Genomic DNA, 22,420 nt, shown 5'->3' with positions numbered 1-22,420 from the left:
ATGAAAAAAAGATTAGGTCCAGTAGTGTCGATCATTATTTCCGTATTCCTTTTTATCGCACTAGCGTTGTTTGCGGATAATATTTTGAGTAACTCTCAACAAAATTCCTTCAGTGAAGAAGTTGAGTCCTTTACTGAATTACGCAAAAATCATTCCAAAGACTCAGCTGCTGATTATACCAGTCTGAAATATATCAACATCAATGATAAAAGCAAAATCTCTCAACGCGCAGCCGACCTAGTCCATCGAGGCAGTCTGTCTTTGAGTGAACAGTATGCTACGTCAGAATCCTTTGGGAATCGGACAATGTACTACAAATTCAATGAAGGCAATCACGTCATCGCTAAAAAGTATTCACGGCTTTGGAATCAAAATTGGATTTCCTTTGCACTGCTGACGATTCTTTATTTCATCATCACTGATTCAATTATTTTGATCTATTATCGTCAACGGCAAAGCATCCGTGAAGATATCGAACGGGTCACTCACAACTTACGACGCGTTCGTAAGAACAAAGACATGTCCTCATTGATCCTGTCTCCAGATGATGATCTATACGAATTAGTCGAAGAAACCAATCATATCAACAAAGATATTAGCTCCTTGCGTGATAATGCGAAATTAAGAGAGCGGAGATTTAAGAGTTTAGTGGGACATTTACCAATTGGTGTAATGTTGCTGAATTCCCAAGGAGAGGTTCTCTTGCATAATCAGGCTATGGCAGCCTTGCTTGACGTTAATATCTCAGATGAGATTCATCCGTTCATTGAGGACGTTAAGACTTATGGCTTAAGTCGCATGATCGAACACACCTTACGTAAAAATAAAAATCATCGTCGTGAGATCCAGTTAGTCGGTAATTCCCAACGTTATGTGGATGCCAATGTGATCCATTTAGTTCACTCACGTGAGGATTATGATAAGCAAGTTTTAGTAATTCTCTATGACCTAACTGACAGTCGACGGATGGAACAAATGCAAGTCGACTTTGTTAATAATGTCAGTCATGAGTTGAAGACACCGATCACATCGATCGAAGGATTCTCAGAGACACTGTTAGACGGTGCGGCCGATGATCCAAAGAAACGGGAACACTTCTTGCAGATCATTCACAACGAAAGTATTCGTTTGACCGACTTGATTCAAGATATCTTGTCCTTGTCGAAGATCACTAAGGATACCGAAAAATCGAAACCAGTCAATATGGAAGACGACTTAAACGGTATCTTGCAAAGTATGGCAGTGGCTATTGATAAACATCATCTAAAGGTCGAAAAGAGCTTTTTTGGCAACAAGGAAGTTACCATCAATAAATCGAAAGTCGATTTGATCTTGAATAATTTGATCAAGAATGCTGTTTCTTATAACAAGGAAAATGGCCAAATCACGATTGAGGTCCATCATGATGAGGTTGAGAATCGATTACGTGTCAGTGTTACCGATAATGGTATTGGTATCTCGCAAGCTGACCAAGAACGAGTCTTTGAAAGATTTTACCGTGTTGACCGTTCTCGGAGTCTGGAAACTGGTGGAACTGGTCTGGGATTAGCCATCGTTAAGGAAACTTTGGATAGTCTTGACGGCAATTTACAAATTGAATCTAATCTGGGTTTGGGTACCAAATTCACTTTTGAGATTCCCTTATAAAATAAAAGTAATGCCAGTCATGTATGACTGGCGTTTTTTTGTGAGAATAAAATTATTTTTTTTTGATATGAGAATTTAACTATTACTTTTTGATTTCAGGGTCAAAAAATATACAGAAAATATACAACTGAATGCTACAGTGTGAAAAGATGAGAAGTTATGTAAGTTGATGTATTTAGGGACTTACTTACAGTGGGCGTTTGCGAGTTGATTTATTATTTAAAAAATCACTTTAGGATTGCTTAAGATAAAGATTCAAAAGGGTTGCTACTATCCATTTTTTGATATTGCAGTTGAGTTATATATCGTAAATTTGATGTATACACGTCCAATATTCTTCAAAAGATAGTTGCAGTAGAGGTGAGAATATTGAAAAAAAGAATCATTGCTTTATTTGCCCTGCTTTTTTCAGCAGTTTTGGTTTTAACTGGTTGTAAGGGTAGTTCTGGTCAACAAACCATCACAGCGGTTGGATCTTCAGCTGCTCAACCATTGGTTGAATTGGCCGGTGAAGAATTTACAAAGAATAATCCTGACCAATACGTCAATGTTCAAGGTGGCGGTACTGGTACAGGGTTAAGCCAGATTCAACAAGGTGCCGTCGATATTGGTAATTCAGATCTATTTGCGGAACAGAAAAGTGATATTGATTCCTCCAATTTAGTCGATCATCGAATTGCCGCTGTGGGCATGGTACCAATCGTTAATCGGAAAGTCTCAGTTGACTCACTAACGCTCAAACAATTAAGAGAGATTTTTGCGGGTGAGATCACTAACTGGAAACAAGTTGGTGGAAGGGACTTACCAATAACCATTATTAACCGTGCGGATGGTAGTGGTACTCGCTCATCATTCCAAGAAGATGTTATGGGTAAATCCCAATTCGTCCGAGCTCAGGAACAAGATTCTAGTGGGATGGTCCGACAAATCGTCGATAATACAGCTGGCTCGATCAGTTATCTAGCAATGCCATATCTGAATGATACGGTCAAAACTATGAAGATCGATAATATTTCGCCAACTATCGAAAATATTGAAAACAACCGTTGGAAAATTTGGTCATATGAACATTTATATACTAACGGCAAACCAACAGGGATGACAAAAGAGTTTTTGAACTACGTTATGACTGCCCATGTCCAAAATAATGTAGTTAAAAAATTACGTTATGTACCTATTAATGAAATGAAGTTTCAAAAGGATGCTAAAGGTAACGTAACGCCTGTTTCACAGGAGGGAAAGTAATTGAAAGATCCAATTAAAGAGAGTTTACTTAAAAAATCAGTATCTGCAAAGCGTGAAACACGTGGAAAGATTATTTCATTTAGTTTTACAGCTGTCATTGTAGTTTTAGTGGTTACTATCATTGGCTTCGTTGCTTCAAGAGGTTTGATCATTTTCTTCAAGGATGGCGTTAATCCAATCGATTTCTTGACTCATTCAGTTTGGTCACCAAAGAAACTTGACAGTGCTGGCCATCCGTTATTGGGGGCTGCACCAATGATCGTCGGATCATTTGCCGTTACCGTCATTGCGGCACTGATTGGGACTCCATTTGCTATTGCTGCTGCAATTTTTATGACTGAGATATCACCTAAATGGGGACGGAAGATTTTACACCCCGTTATTGAATTATTAGTCGGTATTCCTTCAGTTGTTTATGGTTTCATTGGTTTAACAATCGTTGTACCATTCGTTAGGAACATATCAGGTGGTAGTGGTTTTGGTATCCTGGCGGGTTCGTTTGTCTTATTCGTCATGATCCTCCCAACTATTACATCAATGTCAGTCGATGCTTTAAGATCGGTTCCTCGATATTACCGAGAAGCATCTTTGGCCTTGGGAGCAACTCGTTGGCAGACTATTTCCAAAGTTATTTTACGTTCGGCAACACCGGGTATTTTGACAGCCGTTGTTTTCGGGATGTCACGGGCTTTTGGTGAAGCTTTAGCCGTTCAAATGGTAATTGGTAATGCCATGTTGTTACCACAAAACTTAGTTTCTCCTTCATCTACTTTAACTAGTGTCTTGACGATGAATATGGGAAACACGACTTTAGGTTCAACAGCTAACAATGCTTTATGGTCCTTAGCCTTATTACTATTATTAATGTCATTAGTCTTTAACTTCGTTATCAGAGCAATCGCAAAGCGGGGGGAATTCTAATGTTTAATGCTAAAAATAAAGATAAAATTGCTACAGCAGTGATTTACACAATGTCGGCTGTGATTGTTTTGATTTTGGCCGGATTATTGGTCTACATTTTAGGAAGTGGTCTACGCTATGTTAATTGGCATTTCCTAACCTCTACTTCGAAAGCCTTCCAAGCTGGTTCAGGTATCGGAGTACAATTGTTCAACTCATTTTTCTTACTGATACTTTCAATGTTGATTTCCATTCCGATCGCCATTTGCGCTGGAATCTATCTTTCCGAATATGCTGGTAAAAATAAACTGGTTGATATCATTAGAATTTCGATTGAAGTATTGAGTTCGTTACCTTCGATCGTGGTTGGTTTATTCGGATTCTTGATTTTTACAATTAGTTTCAATTTTGGCTTTTCAATTATTTCTGGTGCTTTGACCTTAACGGTCTTCAACTTGCCTATCTTGACTAGAAACGTTGAGGATTCACTGCGCTCGGTACCTCAGTCGCAACGTGAGGCTGGATTAGCGTTAGGATTATCTAAATGGGAAACCGTGATCCACGTAATCATTCCTGATGGCTTACCTGGTATTATTACTGGGATGATCATCGGTGCTGGTAGAGTTTTCGGTGAAGCCGCTGCCTTGATTTATACAGCTGGACAAAGTGCTCCTCCACTGGACTTCACTAATTTTAATGTCTTTAGTATCACAAGTCCTTTGAATCTCTTTCGACCAGCAGAAACACTGGCAGTACATATTTGGAAAGTTAACTCTGAGGGATTGATCCCTGATGCAGTCCAAGTATCAGCCGGAGCATCAGCAGTTTTGATCATCGCCGTGTTACTTTTCAACCTTTTGTCTCGTTACATTGGGAATTTTGTCTATAAGAAGATGACTGGAGAATAGTATGGAAGAACAAAAAGAAGCACAACAATTTATCTATCATCTTGATGAAAATGAACATGAGATTGCTATGAAGACTAAGGACGTTCAAGTCTTTTATGGTGAAAATGAAGCTATGAAGAAAGCCTCATTACAGTTTGAACGCTATAAAATAACTTCATTGATTGGAGCCTCAGGTTCCGGTAAGTCAACTTTTCTTAGATCACTGAATCGGATGAACGACAATATCCCCGGCGCCAAAGTCAAAGGTCAGATAATGTATCGGGGCCTCGACATCAATAAAGACGACGTGGATATTTATGAAACTAGAAAACACATCGGCATGGTCTTTCAACGGCCAAATCCTTTTTCAAAATCAATCTATGACAACATTACCTTCGCACTTAAGCGTCATGGATTGCATGATAAAGAAAAATTGGATGAGATAGTCGAGACTACCTTGAAACAGGCTTCGCTTTGGGATCAAGTAAAGGACGATCTCAACAAGAGTGCTTTAGCCTTATCAGGTGGACAACAACAACGTCTGTGTATTGCCAGAGCTATTGCTATGAAACCAGATATTTTGTTGATGGATGAACCAGCTTCAGCGTTAGATCCAATATCCACGTCTAATGTTGAAGATACGATGCTTAGTTTAAAAGACAAATATACAATTATCATTGTGACTCACAATATGCAGCAAGCTGGTCGTATCAGCGACTACACTGCCTTTTTCCATCTGGGTCAAGTAGTAGAATTTAATGGAACAAGAAAGATATTTACCCGGCCAAAGATCAAGACGACCGAAGAGTATGTATCTGGACATTTTGGATAAAGGAAGATAAACATGGTTGAAGCAGAAAAAGTATTAACTTCATCAGACGTCCATTTGTTTTACGGAAAGAAAGAAGCCTTGAAGGGAGTTAATCTCGATTTTAATAAAAATGAGATTACTGCTTTGATTGGACCTTCTGGTTGTGGTAAATCTACATATCTCCGTTGCTTGAATCGAATGAACGATTTGATTCCTGATGTTACCATCACTGGTAACATTGCTTTGAACGGCAAAAATATTTACGCACCTAACATCGATACTGTAGAATTAAGGAAACAAGTTGGTATGGTCTTCCAGCAACCTAATCCGTTCCCATTCTCAATTTATGACAATGTGGTCTATGGTTTAAGATTGGCTGGTATCAAAGACAAAGCTACCCTGGATGAAGCGGTAGAAACTAGCTTACGTAATGCGGCTGTTTGGGATACTGTTAAGGATAAATTGAATGATTCAGCCTTATCATTATCAGGTGGTCAGCAACAACGTGTTTGTATCGCACGTGTTTTGGCAGTTAAACCAGATATTATTTTATTGGATGAGCCAACTTCAGCACTTGATCCAATTTCTTCATCTCAGATCGAAAATATGTTGCTAACTTTGAAGGATAAATATACGATTATTATCGTTACTCATAATATGCAACAGGCTTCAAGAGTTTCCGAAAAAACGGCTTTCTTCTTGAATGGTGAATTAATTGAGTTTAACGATACTAAGAATATTTTCTTAAATCCAAGAGAAAAACAAACCGAAGATTATATCTCTGGTAAATTCGGATAAGGGGGATAGCTATGAGAAATACATTTGAAGAGCAACTAAATAATTTACATTTAAGATTTTCAGAAATGGGCATGATGGCTAGTGAAGCAATCATGAAATCTGTTAAAGCTTATGTAAATCATGATAAAGCTCTAGCTAAAGAAGTGATCGAAAACGACCGCTTCATCAATAAACGTGAAGTCGATCTCGAAAAGAAATCATTCGAGATGATTGCACTGCAACAACCAGTAACATCAGACTTACGAATGGTGGTCACGGTTTTAAAGGCCAGTTCGGATCTCGAACGTATGGGGGATCATGCGGTCAGCATTGCTCAAGAAACGATTCGTGTAAAAGGAAAGACTAGAATTCCAGAAATCGAAAAAGATATCGCTGATATGGGGGATCTATCAACTGGTATTGTTGAAGATTCTTTGGAAGCTTATCTAAAAGAAGACAGTGATATGGCTCGTGAAGTTGCCGATCAAGACGGTGATATCCATCGGGAGGGCAAACAGATCAATGATGCCAGTATCAAGGCTATGCAAGAATCTGTTGACAATGTATTGAGTGGTTCATCTTACATGTTGGTTGAAAGTTACTTGGAACGTGTTAGTGACTACGCAACAAATATTTGTGAATGGGTCGTTTACTTAAATACTGGACATGTGGTTGAATTGAGTCAGAAGCATGTGACAGACGACGATAACGAGTAACCTTGTAATTTCTGCCACATTGGTATATATTTTTGTCACAAGTTGAGGTGTTAACCATGAAAAAACGTTTGACCAGATCAAGTACTGATAGACTTATTGCAGGCGTTTGTGGTGGACTTGGTGAATATTTTGGGATCGATTCCACTTGGATCCGACTCGGATTCATCGTTTTGATACCGTTCAGTTATTTTTTGTCGATACTCGTGTATATTGCTTGTATCTTTCTGATTCCAGAAAATCGTAATATCCAGCAGACCAATATTAAAGATAATATGAATGATGTTCTCCATAGGATCCACTACCACATAGATAAAAGAGATACTCATGGGGATCCGCAAAAGAAGAAAGGAAATAAATGAAGTTACTGATTAAGACAGCGATTTATACATTATTATTTATGGCAATTGCCAGAGTACTACCTAATATGTTTCGGATCGATACGTTCGCAACGGCAATAATTGCTAGTGTTGTATTAGTTTTATTAAATTGGACAATCAAACCGATTTTACATATTGTTTCTTTTCCGATTACTTTTATTACCTTTGGCTTATTCTCATTTGTGATCAGTGCAATTACCTTAGAGCTGACTTCAGCAATTCTCGGTGCTGAGCATTTCTATTTCAGTAGTTTTGGTTCAGCCCTGTTAGTTGCAGTCATCTTGGCGATTTGCAATGCGATCATTAATAGTTTTGCTGCAAATAATTTTCAAAAACGTGTCTAGTACACGTTTTTTTTATTTTCGTTTTGATGATAGAATTAATAAAAAGACGTGGAGAGGTTAAAGTATGGCAAATTTTGTTACAGTTTCTCAATTAGTAAAAGAAAATGACTTAAAAGTCTACAGTGGCGAAGAACTGCTTGAGAAGAAACATATTACGACTAGCGATATTTCCCGGCCAGGGATCGAGGTAACTGGCTATTTTGACTATTATCCAAGCGAACGGATCCAATTATTTGGACAAACAGAGTCAGCTTATTCACATTCAATGACGGTCAATAACCGTTATAAAGTTATGCTGGAAATCTGTCGTGATGACACACCTGTTTTATTGATCTCTAGAAATATTTCTCCAAGTGAGGAATTGCTGACAGCTGCACGAAAAAATAATGTTCCGGTGATTGGGTCAGCCTTGCCAACGACTAGACTTTCCAGTTTGATCACTGAATATCTGGATGAGAAGTTAGCACCTAGAGAATCAGTTCATGGTGTTTTGGTCGATGTTTATGGTATCGGCATTATGCTGACTGGTCATTCTGGGATCGGTAAAAGTGAAACAGCGCTTGAATTGGTCAAAAGGGGCCATCGGTTGATTGCTGACGATCGTGTTGATGTTTATCAACAAGATGAAAAAACTATCGTTGGTGAAGCTCCAAAAATTTTGAACCATTTGCTCGAGATTCGTGGCATCGGGATCATTGATGTAATGAACCTCTTTGGAGCTGGTGCAGTTCGGACTGTCAGTGATGTTCAATTGATCATCAATTTGGAAGACTGGCAACCAGATAAAGACTATGATCGTTTAGGATCAGTCGAGGATACGCGGACTTTCTTTGATGTTGAAGTTCCACAAATGACTATTCCAGTCAAAGTTGGTCGGAATATTTCCATCATTATTGAAGTTGCTGCAATGAATTTCCGGTCTAAGAACATGGGTTATGATGCTACCAAGAAATTCGAAGAAAACTTGGGTTCATTGATCCAAGAAAATGGTCAAAAAAATTCCCAGGACGGAGACAGTAAGTAATGGACTTATTAGCTTTAAACCCGATTTCCTTCAATATAGGCAGTCTTGAGATTCATTGGTACGGGATAATCATTGCTCTAGGTGCTCTAGTTGGTGTCATCATGGCAATGCGAGAGGCTACTAGACGCGGTATTGATTCTGACAATATTTTGGATTTAGTTTTGATTGGTGTACCGGTTGCATTAATTTGTGCCAGGTTGTATTATGTGATATTCGAACTGCCATTTTACTTGGCTAACCCGTCAGAGATAATCAAAATCTGGCACGGTGGAATCGCCATTTATGGTGGTTTGATTGGTGGGTTTATCGTCTTATTGATTTTGTGTAAACGCCGAAAAATCTCCATCTGGTTAATGCTTGATATTGCTGCGCCATCGGTGATGTTGGGACAGATTGTTGGCCGTTGGGGTAATTTCATGAACCAAGAAGCCTTCGGTGCCAAAACTAGTTTAGATTTTCTCCAATCGTTACACTTACCACATTTTGTGATCGATCAAATGTTTATTAACGGTGCCTATCGGCAACCAACATTTTTATATGAATCAATGTGGAACGTGGTCGGACTTATTTTGATCTTGATTTTAAGACATCGCAAGCAACTTTATAAGGTTGGCGAGGTCTTCTTGAGTTACTTGATCTGGTATCCGATTGGGAGATTTTTCGTCGAAGGGATGCGGACAGATAGCCTGTATATCATGCCAGGTGTTCGAGTTTCACAAATCCTTTCGGTGATTTTATTAGTTATCGCTATCATTGCCTTGATATACCGGCGTAAAAAAATGGAACTTCCATGGTACTCCGACCTCAAGTGAGCAAGATAATGGATAAACACAAAATTAATGGTAATATTTAATGAGTAATAAGGAGGTCAACGCAATGAAAGAATTCGACGTAGTAGTTATTGGTGCAGGTCCTGGTGGACTTACAGCCGCACTTTATGCTTCACGAGCAAACTTATCAGTTATGATTTTGGATCGTGGTATTTATGGCGGACAAATGAATAACACAGCAGAAATTGAAAACTATCCTGGATTTGATTCAATTTTAGGACCAGATCTAAGTGAAAAGATGTATCATTCATCAACACGTTTCGGTGCTGAATTTGGATATGGAACAGTTGATTCAATTGAGGATAAGGGTGACAAGAAGATCGTCCATACAGACGATGGCGATTATCAAGCAAAGGTTGTTATTATTGCCACAGGTTCACAATATAAGAAGATCGGTGTTCCTGGTGAAGAAGAATTATCAGGCCGTGGAGTTTCATATTGTGCCGTTTGTGATGGAGCATTCTTCAAGGATCAAGATGTTGCTGTGATCGGTGGCGGAGACTCTGCTGTTGAAGAAGGAGTTTACTTAACTCAAATGGCAAAATCAGTTACTATCATTCATCGTCGTGACCAATTGCGTGCTCAAAAAGTCTTGCAAGACCGGGCCTTCAAGAACGATAAAATCAAATTCGTTTGGAATGCTGACGTTAAAGAAATCGTCGGTGAAGGCGATAAGGTTGCAGGTGTACGTTATGTGGATAAAGAAACTGGTGAGGAACATGTTGTTCCTGCTAAGGGAGCTTTCATCTACGTTGGTATCCAACCAATGACAGATGCTTTTAAGGGTCTAGGCATTCTTGATGACGCTGGCTGGATCGATACTGATACACATATGAGAACTAACGTTGCTGGTATTTATGCTATCGGAGATGTTCGTAAAAAAGATCTTCGTCAAGTTGCTACAGCCGTTGGTGAAGGTGGAATTGCCGGCCAAGAAGCTTTCAATTACATCCAAACTTTAAGTGACAAAGTTGCTGCAAAATAATAAATAATTAGTTATCCTAAATCGACAGAGGTTGATTTAGGATTTTTTTTGTCATTTTTTGGCTGTTCTTAAGTTAGATTTAGTATGATGTAAACATCAGTAAGTCAAATGGAATTGCTTTTACTAAAATAATAGTAAAAAATCTAATATTTCTACTAATTATTTACGTATGGAGCTATCAATCTAACTTTTTATTGATATAATTAGATTGTAAGGACTTACAAAGTAGGAGGACGGATAACAAATGTCTTGGCAAGAAAACATGCAAAGTTGGCTCGATAATTCAGAATTAGAGCCAGAATTAAAATCGCAATTACAGGAATTAAAAAATGATGATACACAAGCAGAGGAAGCTTTCTATGCTCCCATGGAATTTGGTACAGCAGGGATGCGGGGAGTTTTAGGACCTGGTATCAACCGAATGAATATCTATACAGTTAGACAAGCTGCAGAAGGTTTGGCACTGTTCATGGATACTTTGGATGATGAAACTAAAGCTCGTGGAGTCGCTATCAGTTTCGATTCACGTTACCATTCACAAGATTTTGCGCTCGAATCAGCCAAAGTACTAGGTGCTCACGGCATCAAGAGTTATGTTTTTGATAGTTTACGGCCAACGCCAGAGTTGTCATTTGCCGTCAGAACCTTAAATACATATGCCGGTATCATGATCACTGCAAGTCATAATCCTAAACAATATAATGGTTTCAAAATTTATGGACCAGATGGCGGACAAATGCCACCAGCTGAATCAGACAAGATCACCGAATATGTTCGTAAGGCCAACGATATCTTCAGTATCAAGGTGAAAACTGTTTATCAATTACGTGAAGAAAAATTAATGACACTGATTGGCGAAGATATCGATCAACTTTATTTATCAAAATTAGATACTGTGGTAGTTAACCACGATATTATCGATAAGGCCGGTAAAAATATGAAGTTCGTTTACTCGCCACTTCATGGTACTGGTAAAATGATTGCTCCACGGATCTTCCAGGATCTCGGTTTCAATAACTTTAATATGGTCAAGGAACAAGCTATTTTGGACCCAGAATTTGCTACAACACCATTCCCAAATCCTGAGTTTTCACAAACTTTTGATTTAGCGATTGCTTTGGGTAAAAAAATCGAAGCCAACATCTTGATTGCAACTGACCCTGATGCTGACCGTTTGGGTGCGGCTGTACGCCAACCTGATGGTTCATATAAATTGATGACTGGTAATCAAATTGCTTCCGTGCTCCTAAATTATTTATTACAAGCTAAAAAAGAAACTGGCCAATTGCCTGAAAATGGTGCAGTGGTAAAATCAATCGTTTCGACTGAATTATCCACAGTTATTGCGGACAAGTATGGCGTTAAGATGTACAACGTATTGACTGGTTTCAAATATATTGCTGAAAAGATCCAACATTTTCAAGATACCAAGAGTCATCAATTCCTATTTGGTTTTGAAGAAAGTTATGGTTATTTAGTTAAGCCATTTGTTCGTGATAAAGATGCCATGCAATCGACTATCTTATTAGCAGAAGCAGCTGCATATTATGAGTCAAAAGGTAAGACGATTTATGATGCACTTGAAGATTTATATCAAGAGTTTGGTTATTATCGTGAAAAGACTATTTCCAAGACCTTTGATGGTGTTTCTGGTAAATCTCGCATGGCTGAGATCATGAAACAATTGCGTGAAGAAGGTTTCGAAGAGATCAATGGTGTCAAAGTTGTTGAGACACTTGATTACTTGAATCAAACTGATGCTAAAGCTGGTCAAAAGTCAGAAACTGGCCTACCAAAGGCAGATGCCTTGAAATTCATTCTTGAGGATGGGACTTGGGTTGCGGTTCGTCCCTCAGGTACCGAGCCAAAGATGAAATTCTATATTGGTATTACTAGTGATACTGATTCCAATGCAGACAAGAAATTAGACGGCTTTGCTAAAGTCGTCGATTCCTGGGAATAATTGTAAATACACACACCGACTGATTTTTGGTCGGTGTTTTTTATTGTTCGTGTCAGCGATAAGATTGTGACAGTATCTAGTTAACTGCGATATAATATTTTGTATCGGAGTCGGTTTCAAAAAGGGGAGCTTTATTTTGTCAGCAGATCAGAATTTAGTTGTAATGTCATTAGATTCATTAGGTTTTCGGGATATCCGTGAACATCAGGCTGAGTTGCCAACTTTAAATAAATTGGTCAATGTTGGGACCTGGGTCAAATCAGTTACCGGGATCTATCCGACATTGACTTATCCTTCACACACCTCAATTATTACTGGTCAATACCCAAAGGTTCATGGCATCGTCAATAATACTAAGATTCAACCGCAACGTCGTTCACCAGACTGGTATTGGTATCAAAAAGATGTTCAATCGCCTACAGTCTATGATTTAGCTAATCAAGCCGGTATGAAGACAGCCGCCTTTTTGTGGCCAGTCACTGCTGGCAGTAAAATTGATTACAATTTGGCTGAAATTTTCCCTAATCGGATCTGGACAAATCAAGTTTTAGTTTCATTGAAGGCAAGTTCACCAGTATTTCTGTTGGAGATGAACCATAAATATGGCCATTTGCGTAATGGCATCAAGCAACCGCAATTGGATGATTTCATTACTGCTTGTGCGGTCGATACGATAAAAAATAAACAGCCTCGACTGACTTTGATTCATTTAGTGGATATGGATAGTATGCGTCACCGTTACGGCGTCAGATCAGATGAGGCGATGCAAGCCTTACAGCGCTTGGATAAACACGTCGCCCAATTGATCCAAGCTACGAAAGATGCTGGAACATTTGAGCAGACGAATTTTGTGGTCTTAGGTGATCATTATCAGATTAACGTAACTAAGATGATCCATCTTAATACTCTGTTCGCTCAAAAAGGTTGGTTGACGGCCAATGCTGACCAAACCTTTAAAAAGGATTGGCAAGTAATGGCAAAGACTTGCGATGGTTCAACTTATATTTATACTAAGGACTTTGAGGAGATGGATTCGCTCAAAACATTAGTCAAAAATGTGGAGGGGGTAGAAAAAGTCTATTCAGCCTCAGAAGCTGCTGAATTAGGCGCAGATCCTGCTTGCTCGTTATTAGTTGAAGCAAAATCCGGATACTATTTCACTGATGAAAGTGAGCGTTCGACGGTGGTCGAACGTGTTGATCCAGCTACTTTAGGCCAGCCAGACCGCTACCACGGTGTTCACGGTTATGACCCGAGAAAGTCAGATTATCAAACGACTTTAGTTTTCAATGGCCCGGCAATAAATTCCGGACACACAGTTGAGAAGGCCAACTTGGTTGACGAGGCACCTACTTTTGCCAAGTTGCTAGGTTTGAAATTTGAAAATCAGATCGCAGGTCAATGCATTGAGGATGTCTTCAGAAAATAAGGGGTGTCATTTTGAACATCAATAAAAAACAGTGGAGTTGGATCCTGTATGACTGGGCAAATTCCGGTTATGGGATTATCGTTACCACTGCAGTACTTCCAGTTTATTTTAAATCGGTCGCTCAAGCTGATCACATATCAGCCGCAAGCTCGACCGCATACTGGGGATATGCTAACAGTTTTGGGACACTATTAGTCTCTATACTGGCGCCATTTTTAGGAGCTTTGGCAGATTACCCACATTTTAAAAAGAAATTATTGAGTGGCTTTTGTTGGCTCGGGATCGTGGCAACGATTGGATTGGCCCTAGTGCCATCTAGTCAATGGCGGATGTTATTGTTCATTTATATCATTTCAGCAATTGGCTATTCAGCCAGCAATTTGTTTTACGATAGCTTTTTGACCGACGTTTCCACTAATCAAGATATGAATAAAATATCTACCCATGGATATGCCTATGGTTATTTAGGCGGAGTCCTAGCATTTATTTTGTTTTTAGTTTTAGATTTGACCGATGGCTTTGGTGCATTGGATGGTTCAGGTATCACGAAAGCTAGTTTTTTGATTGCTGCCGTCTGGTGGTTGCTTTTCGCCATACCTTTGCAAAAAAATGTAACGCAAAAATATTCAGTGGCGCCGACAACTTCTCCTTTAGCCGGTAGTTTCAAACGTGTTTTCCAAACGATCAAACATATTCGGCAATATAAAAAAGTTGCCTGGTTTTTAGTTGCCTATTTCTTCTATATTGATGGAGTGGATACTATTTTCACCATGGCAACATCAATTGGGATGGACATTGGTGTTAAAACAACTGTCTTGATGATTGTTTTATTAGTGGTTCAACTGATTGCTTTTCCATTTTCAATCTTATTTGGTTGGATTGCTGATCATACTTCAACTAGGGCCGGTATCTTACTTGGTATCGGAGTATACTTCATCATTTGTTTATACGCCTTGAGACTGAAAACAACGGTTGATTTTTGGATCTTGGCCGTTCTTGTTGGAACTAGTCAAGGTGGATTACAGGCATTGAGCAGATCTTACTTTGGTAAAATAATTCCGAAAGATTCCGGGAGTGAATTTTTTGGTTTCTACAATATTCTTGGTAAATTTTCAGCAGTCATGGGACCATTCTTAGTTGGTATCGTCACACAACTAACTGGAAAGTCTACGATTGGAGCTGCTTCCTTGAGCTTCTTGTTCTTGGTCGGCTTGATAATTTTTGCAATTTTGCCTAGATTGGATAAAAGTCCAAATAAATAGCGAAAGTATGTTCGATATGTTAATATATATTTGATATATTGTTTCTAACGCAAATTACATCTAATTCTGTTTGAGTTAGATGTATTTTTGTTTTTGGGAGGTCTTAAATTGATAGATAGAGTGGATAACAATAAGTTTGATTTGGTCTCAAAATACTCACCAGCGGGTGACCAACAACAAGCTATCGATAAATTGACTAAGGGTTTTAAAGACGGGGACAAAGAAATGGTAATTGAGGGTGCCACTGGTACTGGTAAAACCTTTACGATGGCTAATGTCATAAAAAATTTAAATAAACCTACATTGATCATTTCTCATAACAAGACCTTAGCAGGTCAACTTTATGGTGAAATGAAAGAATTTTTCCCGAACAATGCGGTTGAATATTTTGTCAGTTATTATGATTACTATCAACCAGAAGCATACGTCCCATCTAGTGATACTTATATTGAAAAAGATTCAAGTATCAACGATGAGATCGATAAACTTCGGCATTCAGCTACTAGTTCGCTTTTGGAGAGAAATGACGTTATCGTTGTAGCGTCAGTTTCCTGTATATTTGGTTTAGGTGACCCAAGAGAATATGCAGACAGCATTATTTCTTTACGGGTCGGCCAAGAGATCTCCAGAAATAAATTACTTGAAGAATTAGTTGAAAACCAATTTGAAAGAAATGATATTGACTTTCAACGTGGACGTTTTCGTGTCCGTGGAGATGTGGTCGACATTTTCCCAGCCTCACGTGATGATAATGCTATCAGAGTTGAATTCTTTGGTGATGAGATCGACCGAATCATTGAAATGAATGCTTTGACAGGTGAGATCATCGGCTCGATGGATCATATTGGGATCTTCCCAGCAACTCACTTTATGATCAGTGATGCTAGTATGGAACAAGCTTTGACACGGATCCAAAATGAATTAGATGTTCAAGTTAAAAAGTTCGAAGGTGAAGGTAAATTACTGGAAGCCCAAAGAATCAAACAAAGAACTGAGTATGATATCGAAATGATGCGTGAAATGGGCTACACCTCTGGTATCGAAAATTATTCACGTCATATGGAAGGTCGTGCTGAAGGAGAACCACCATTTACTTTGCTAGATTTCTTCCCTGACGATTTCAATATTATGATCGATGAGTCTCACGTTACCATGCCTCAGATCAGAGGGATGTATAACGGTGATCGGGCTAGAAAGCAAATGTTAGTCAACTATGGTTTTCGTTTGCCAAGTGCCTTAGACAACCGTCCTTTGAAGTTGGAGGAATTTGAAAAGCATGTTAATCGGATCATGTATGTTTCAGCAACGCCTGGTCCATATGAACTTGATCGGACTAAGAATGTAGTTCAACAGGTGATTCGGCCTACCGGATTGCTTGATCCAAAAATTGAAGTTCGGCCGATCATGGGTCAAATCGATGATTTAGTTGCGGAGATAAATGACCGAGTTGAAAAACATGAGCGGGTCTTTGTCACCACATTGACCAAAAAAATGGCAGAAGATCTAACCGATTACTTTAAAGATCTTGGGATCAAAGTCCGATATTTGCATAGTGATATCAAGACAATCGAACGATCGCAGATCATTCGAGATCTCCGACTCGGTAAATTTGATGTCCTGATTGGTATCAATTTACTACGTGAAGGTATCGATGTCCCCGAAGTTTCTCTAATTGCAATTTTGGATGCTGACAAAGAAGGCTTTTTAAGAGCTGAACGTTCCTTGATTCAAATTATTGGTCGGGCTTCCAGAAATGAACATGGTAAAGTTATCATGTATGCTGATAGCGTGACAGATTCAATGCGTGGAGCAATCGACAAGACCGCTCATCGTCGTGAGATCCAAGAGAAATTCAATGAAGAACATGGGATTACACCTACAACCATCGTTAAACCGATCAGAGCAGCTATTTCAATGTTTACCAAGGTCGATAATTCCGAATCTGAAAAAGAACAGATCACCGAAGATAATCTTGATTTTGAAAATATGACTAAGAAGCAGAAGAATGAATTGATCAGTAATTTAACTGAACAAATGGAATCAGCTGCTAAGAAGCTTGATTTCGAAGGTGCCGCTAATTTACGTGACACAATCCTAGAATTAAAGGCGGAAAAGAATTAAGTATGTTGAACGATAAAATAGTCATTCATGGAGCACGTGCTCATAATTTAAAAAATGTTAATGTCACTATTCCACGTGACAAATTTGTAGTTATGACTGGACTTTCAGGTTCGGGAAAGAGTTCACTCGCCTTTGATACTTTGTACGCTGAAGGTCAAAGACGTTACGTTGAAAGTCTTTCATCCTATGCTCGTCAATTTTTGGGTCAAATGGATAAGCCGGATGTCGACTCAATCGATGGATTAAGCCCAGCCATTTCGATCGACCAAAAGACTACCTCAAAGAATCCTCGATCGACCGTAGGTACTGTCACCGAGATCAATGATTACTTGCGTCTATTGTGGGCTCGAGTGGGAACACCTATTTGTCCTAATGATGGCACGGTCATTACCAGTCAATCTGCTCAACAGATGGTCGATTCGATTTTGAAATTACCTGAAAGAACTAAATTACAAGTTCTTTCTCCAGTAATTAGATCTAAAAAGGGTCAACACAAAAAGGCCTTGCAACAAATTCAAAAGCAAGGCTATGTCAGAGTGAGAATTGATGGGGAAGTCCATGATATCTATGAAGATATAGAACTAGACAAAAATAAGAATCACAGTATCGATGTTATCGTTGACCGGATCGTTATCAATGATCATATCAAATCACGATTAACTGATTCAGTTGAAGCTGCTTTACGGTTATCTGACGGTTATATGAATGCTGACGTGATCGATGGCGAAATGATGGTCTTTTCTGAGAAAAACTCTTGTCCACTTTGTGGATTTACAGTTGGTGAAATGGAACCTCGTTTGTTTTCTTTCAATGCTCCTTTCGGTGCTTGCCCAGCTTGTGATGGTTTAGGGATGAAGTTAGATGTTGATCTTGACCTAGTGGTTCCTGATCCAAGTAAAACTCTTAAAGAAGGTGCTATTGCACCTTGGAATCCAATCAGTTCACAATATTATCCTGAATTATTAGCTCAAGCCTGCAAGGCTTTTAAAGTTGATATGGATACACCTTTCAATAAGCTTTCAAAACGTGACCGTGATTTAGTATTGAACGGTTCTAACGGCAAGACTTTCCACTTCCATTACGAAAATGATTTTGGGAATGTTCGTGATGTGGATGTTGAGTTTGAAGGCGTCATGAAAAATATCGATCGTCGCTATCACGATACTAATAGTGACTTTACCCGCGAAGTTATGCGGAAATATATGACTGAATTGACTTGTCCAGTTTGCCACGGCAAACGTTTGAATCGTCAAGCATTAGCAGTCAAAATCGAAGGTAAAGATATTGCTGAAGCCTCAGATCTTTCTATAAAAAATTCTTTGCCATTCTTTAAATCAGTTAAGTTAGGTGAACAAAATACCGTCATCGCTAAACCTATCTTGAAGGAAGTTCGTGATCGCTTAGCTTTCTTGATCAACGTCGGACTCAAGTACCTGACACTTTCACGTTCGGCTGGGACTCTATCTGGTGGGGAAGCTCAACGGATCCGTTTAGCAACTCAAATTGGTTCCAATCTTTCCGGAGTAATGTACATCCTTGATGAACCCTCAATTGGTTTACATCAACGTGATAATGACCGATTGATCCGTTCACTGAAGAAAATGCGAGACCTCGGTAATACTTTGATTGTTGTGGAACACGATGAAGATACAATGAGAGCTGCCGATTATTTGATCGACGTTGGTCCAGGAGCTGGTGAAAACGGTGGTAAGATCGTTGCTACTGGTACTCCAGAGGAGGTCGAGAAGAATCCTAAGTCTTTGACGGGACAATATTTGGCTGGCAAGAAATTTGTACCGGTACCACTTGAAAGACGTGATGGCAACGGTAGTTTCGTCGAAGTCACCGGCGCTAAGGAAAACAACTTGAAGAATCTGGATGTTAAATTTCCACTAGGTAAGTTTATTTCAGTTACTGGAGTTTCTGGTTCAGGGAAGTCAACTTTGGTCAACATGATTTTGAAACGAGCGTTAGCTCAAAAGATGAACCACAATTCTCAAAAACCTGGTAAGTATAAGTCAATCAAGGGTTATGACAAGTTGGACAAAGTCATTGCTATTGATCAAAGTCCAATCGGGCGGACTCCCCGGAGTAATCCGGCTACTTATACAGGAGTTTTTGATGATATCCGTGATCTCTTTTCACAAACTAATGAAGCAAAACTACGTGGTTATAAGAAGGGCCGTTTCTCCTTTAATATTAAAGGTGGTCGTTGTGAAAACTGTCGTGGTGACGGAATCATTAAAATCGAAATGAACTTCTTGCCTGATGTCTACGTACCTTGCGAAGTTTGTCATGGTACACGTTACAATTCTGAAACGCTTGAAGTAACTTACAAAGGTAAGAATATTGCTCAAATTCTTGATATGAAAGTTGACGAAGCATTAGACTTTTTCAGCAATATTCCCCGTATCCAGAGAAAGTTGCAGACGATTGCAGATGTCGGTTTGGGTTATGTGTCATTAGGCCAATCTGCCACGCAGTTATCTGGTGGTGAAGCCCAAAGAATGAAGTTGGCCTCAGAACTTTATAAGCGTTCAAGTGGTAAAAACTTCTATATTTTGGATGAGCCGACTACAGGTTTGCACACTGACGATATCAAACGTCTTTTAAATGTTCTCCAACGCTTAGTTGATGAAGGCAATACTGTCTTAGTCATCGAGCACAATTTAGATGTCATAAAATCTTCTGACTGGGTCATTGACCTTGGTCCAGAAGGTGGAGAAGGCGGTGGCCATGTGGTCGCTAGCGGTACTCCAGAACACATTGCTCGTGTAAAGAAGAGTTATACTGGTCAATATCTCGGCCCAATTTTAAAACGAGATACAAAACGAACTAAAGATGCTTTGTAAAAAAATAAAGTTCCCAGTAAATTGTCATTTTACTGGGAACTTTTTTTATTCTGTACCGACTGATTGAACGTAAACTAGCTGGTCAGTTGAAATTTGTTCGTATAAGGCATTGCTTAAAGCGCTGTTATATTTATTTGCGCTGGCTTGTGTTTGGATGAAAGTATATTCATATTGGAAGGCTTCAATCAAAAGTTCGTTTTGCTGTTCGCCATCATTTTGTTGATTATTCAAGCGACGATGTCTTTCGTCATAAGCTCGACGAACGATACTGATTTCCTGAGCATTTTTATCATTGTAGCTTTCATTCAGATATTTGATAACTGCATGATAGGGTTTCTGTTCGACTTGTTGAACCTTTTGCCACACAGAATTAGTTTGTTTAAGTAACTCTTCACGGCTTATCTTTAGATCATTTTTGTCGTGACTTCTTTCATTAAGATACTGAATAATTACTTGGTACGGTTTTTGTTCAGCTCTTTGGACCTTTTCCCAAACTGAATGTGATTGTTGATGATTGGGGTCTTTTGAATTGATCTGGCGACGGAACTGGCGAAATTTTCGTGCTCTTCTTGAATGCGAGAAACGAGGAGACAAACGAAATTTCAAGAACCAAATCAATCGTTGACCACCATTTTGCTGATACTGATAGATTGTTTTCTTAGCGATTTGCATGTAAAGATCGGCATTTTTTTGCGATATTTGTTTATCCTCGAGCATTTGATTGATGGTATCTGACTCAATGGTAAAACAATGATCAAAGATATTGGTCAATTGAGTCCGGTCGGCACGTTTCTCAATCGTCCGTTGACCGTCTAAAATATTGATCACTTGGCTTAATGTTGGTGACGTCTCATAACGAGCATTGAGATTATCAATGGCATTGGTGACCATTTCACTTTTGGCGGAACTTAATTCTACTGGAGAATATTTGATCACTTTAGCAGGTAAAATCAATGGTAAGACGATTGTCGGAACAATCAAACTTGTCAAAATAACTACGGCCGCAATAAAGATCAGGTCATTACGGTAAGTGAAAGGATGACCATTTAAGGTCAGTGGTAAGGAGAAAGCTAGTGATAGGGTGATTGTCCCGTGGACACCGCTGAGGGCCGTGACGAGATTATTCATGACCTTATGGGGACTATTTTCAAACCTGATTCGAGCAAAACCCAATTGCACCCAAAAAAATCTCAAGAGAGTCATCAACAAGTATAAAAGTATCCCCACGCTTAAAAGGATCACGACTGAACCTGTGTCACGATTATGTAAGTCAGCGACGACTCGTGGAAGCGATAAACCAAGCAATACAAAGACGATACCATTTAAGATACTTGAAAAGATTTGCCAAGTACTGGTCATGACGATTTGTAGACGAGAAGAGGTCAGTCTTAGGCGATCCTGTTGAACTCCGTGTAGCAATCCGGTAACAACAACCGCCAAAATACCAGAAACGCCGACTGCTTCAGCTATTAAATAGACCACAAATGGTGTCATTAAGGTATAAGGCACCATGACTGATGGAGTATCGACGTGATGTCGAATGAAGCGGAGTCGAACGGTGATGATGATTGAGCCTAAAATTGCCCCGATGATTATTCCGCCGAAGAAAACATATAAGAAATAACCGATACCATGCCAAATAGAAAATTTGCCAGTCACGATGGCAGCAATTGCTAAATTCAATGCAACGATACCAGAAGCATCGTTGAATAATGATTCATTTTCCAGTGTGCCCATGACATTTTTTGGGACTAGAACTTTCGAAGTGATCGATGAGACAGCAACCGGATCGGTGGGGACGATGATGGCTCCTAAGGCAAAAGCCAATGCTAGTGAAAAACTGGGGATCAGTAAATGAGTGACAGCTCCGATAATCAAGATCGAAACGATAGCTAATTCAACTGCCAATGAAAAGGTCGTCCGGAAATGGCGAGCTAATTTGATGATGTTAGTGTTTTGACCATCATTGAACATCAGCATTGAAATGATCACCAACATGAAGATCTCTGGTTCAAGTTCAAAATGACGGTAGATAGGAAATAGTGACAGAATCAGTCCGGCGGCAATTTGCAAAAAGGCTACTGGGAATAATTTAAAGCGAGTATAGATCGCGTTAGCAACGATCGTGGCAGCAATCAGCAATAAGATCAAAAATACTGTATTCATAGTGTTATTCTCCCTTTTAAATCAATTTAATTTTAGCGCAAACCGTAAAAAAATTACTTTTATTTTGTCATTTAAATGTCTATC

General features: G+C 39.1%; 18 protein-coding genes. 17 read left to right on the top strand and 1 reads right to left on the bottom strand.

What is annotated here, in order from left to right; translation table 11 throughout:
• The 17 genes from FC27_RS03675 to uvrA all read left to right on the top strand — a co-directional run bounded on the left by FC27_RS03675 (position 1) and on the right by uvrA (position 20,170).
• A complete protein-coding gene (locus FC27_RS03675) occupies positions 1-1,647 on the top strand; it encodes a sensor histidine kinase (protein ID WP_010624252.1) in 1,647 nt (548 codons plus the stop codon).
• 366 nt (positions 1,648-2,013) lie between these two features.
• The gene (locus FC27_RS03670) at positions 2,014-2,892 is read left to right on the top strand and encodes a phosphate ABC transporter substrate-binding protein PstS family protein (protein ID WP_029508152.1); all 879 of its coding nucleotides are present in this window, start codon (positions 2,014-2,016) and stop codon (positions 2,890-2,892) included.
• A complete protein-coding gene (pstC, locus tag FC27_RS03665; protein ID WP_010624250.1) occupies positions 2,893-3,813 on the top strand; it encodes a phosphate ABC transporter permease subunit PstC in 921 nt (306 codons plus the stop codon). It abuts the gene before it with no gap.
• Positions 3,813-4,700 (top strand): phosphate ABC transporter permease PstA, encoded by an 888-nt coding sequence (gene pstA, locus FC27_RS03660; RefSeq protein ID WP_010624249.1) that lies wholly within the window; start codon positions 3,813-3,815, stop codon positions 4,698-4,700. Before pstC ends, pstA begins: the two co-directional genes overlap by 1 nt.
• Position 4,701: 1 nt before the next feature.
• Complete coding sequence (gene pstB, locus FC27_RS03655) at positions 4,702-5,511, top strand: phosphate ABC transporter ATP-binding protein PstB (RefSeq protein WP_010624248.1); 810 nt, start codon at positions 4,702-4,704, stop codon at positions 5,509-5,511.
• A gap of 12 nt (positions 5,512-5,523) precedes the next feature.
• A complete protein-coding gene (pstB, locus tag FC27_RS03650) occupies positions 5,524-6,288 on the top strand; it encodes a phosphate ABC transporter ATP-binding protein PstB (RefSeq protein WP_010624247.1) in 765 nt (254 codons plus the stop codon).
• A gap of 11 nt (positions 6,289-6,299) precedes the next feature.
• Positions 6,300-6,983 carry a phosphate signaling complex protein PhoU gene (gene phoU, locus FC27_RS03645; RefSeq protein ID WP_010624246.1) on the top strand — a complete coding sequence of 228 codons (684 nt, stop codon included), beginning with the start codon at positions 6,300-6,302 and terminating at the stop codon, positions 6,981-6,983.
• Between the two features lie 56 nt (positions 6,984-7,039).
• On the top strand, positions 7,040-7,342 hold the full coding sequence (locus FC27_RS03640) for a PspC domain-containing protein (protein ID WP_010624245.1): 303 nt from the start codon (positions 7,040-7,042) through the stop codon (positions 7,340-7,342).
• Positions 7,339-7,704 carry a phage holin family protein gene (locus tag FC27_RS03635; RefSeq protein WP_010624244.1) on the top strand — a complete coding sequence of 122 codons (366 nt, stop codon included), beginning with the start codon at positions 7,339-7,341 and terminating at the stop codon, positions 7,702-7,704. The genes FC27_RS03640 and FC27_RS03635 overlap by 4 nt, the downstream gene beginning before the upstream one ends.
• A gap of 64 nt (positions 7,705-7,768) precedes the next feature.
• Positions 7,769-8,728, top strand: a complete 960-nt coding sequence (hprK, locus tag FC27_RS03630) for an HPr(Ser) kinase/phosphatase (protein WP_010624243.1) — start codon at positions 7,769-7,771, stop codon at positions 8,726-8,728.
• On the top strand, positions 8,728-9,540 hold the full coding sequence (gene lgt / locus FC27_RS03625) for a prolipoprotein diacylglyceryl transferase (protein WP_010624242.1): 813 nt from the start codon (positions 8,728-8,730) through the stop codon (positions 9,538-9,540). Before hprK ends, lgt begins: the two co-directional genes overlap by 1 nt.
• A gap of 40 nt (positions 9,541-9,580) precedes the next feature.
• Positions 9,581-10,543 (top strand): thioredoxin-disulfide reductase, encoded by a 963-nt coding sequence (gene trxB / locus FC27_RS03620; RefSeq protein WP_029508151.1) that lies wholly within the window; start codon positions 9,581-9,583, stop codon positions 10,541-10,543.
• 244 nt (positions 10,544-10,787) lie between these two features.
• Positions 10,788-12,506, top strand: coding sequence for a phospho-sugar mutase (locus tag FC27_RS03615; protein ID WP_010624240.1), 1,719 nt, complete (start codon positions 10,788-10,790; stop codon positions 12,504-12,506).
• A 136-nt stretch (positions 12,507-12,642) separates the two neighbouring features.
• Positions 12,643-13,935, top strand: a complete 1,293-nt coding sequence (locus tag FC27_RS03610; protein WP_010624239.1) for an alkaline phosphatase family protein — start codon at positions 12,643-12,645, stop codon at positions 13,933-13,935.
• Positions 13,936-13,946: 11 nt separating this feature from the next.
• Positions 13,947-15,197: an MFS transporter gene (locus FC27_RS03605; RefSeq protein ID WP_010624238.1), complete on the top strand. Its 1,251-nt coding sequence runs from the start codon at positions 13,947-13,949 to the stop codon at positions 15,195-15,197.
• Positions 15,198-15,305: 108 nt separating this feature from the next.
• Complete coding sequence (gene uvrB / locus FC27_RS03600) at positions 15,306-17,318, top strand: excinuclease ABC subunit UvrB (RefSeq protein ID WP_010624237.1); 2,013 nt, start codon at positions 15,306-15,308, stop codon at positions 17,316-17,318.
• A 2-nt stretch (positions 17,319-17,320) separates the two neighbouring features.
• The gene (gene uvrA, locus FC27_RS03595; RefSeq protein WP_010624236.1) at positions 17,321-20,170 is read left to right on the top strand and encodes an excinuclease ABC subunit UvrA; all 2,850 of its coding nucleotides are present in this window, start codon (positions 17,321-17,323) and stop codon (positions 20,168-20,170) included.
• 45 nt (positions 20,171-20,215) lie between these two features.
• Here the strand turns inward: uvrA and FC27_RS03590 are convergent, their stop codons facing one another.
• Positions 20,216-22,336 (bottom strand): cation:proton antiporter, encoded by a 2,121-nt coding sequence (locus FC27_RS03590; RefSeq protein ID WP_010624235.1) that lies wholly within the window; start codon positions 22,334-22,336, stop codon positions 20,216-20,218.
• Positions 22,337-22,420: the final 84 nt, after the last annotated feature.

The sequence above is a fragment of the Companilactobacillus versmoldensis DSM 14857 = KCTC 3814 genome, assembly GCF_001434295.1.
GTDB lineage: Bacteria > Bacillota > Bacilli > Lactobacillales > Lactobacillaceae > Companilactobacillus > Companilactobacillus versmoldensis.
This window is presented reverse-complemented; position numbering and strand designations above follow the sequence as displayed.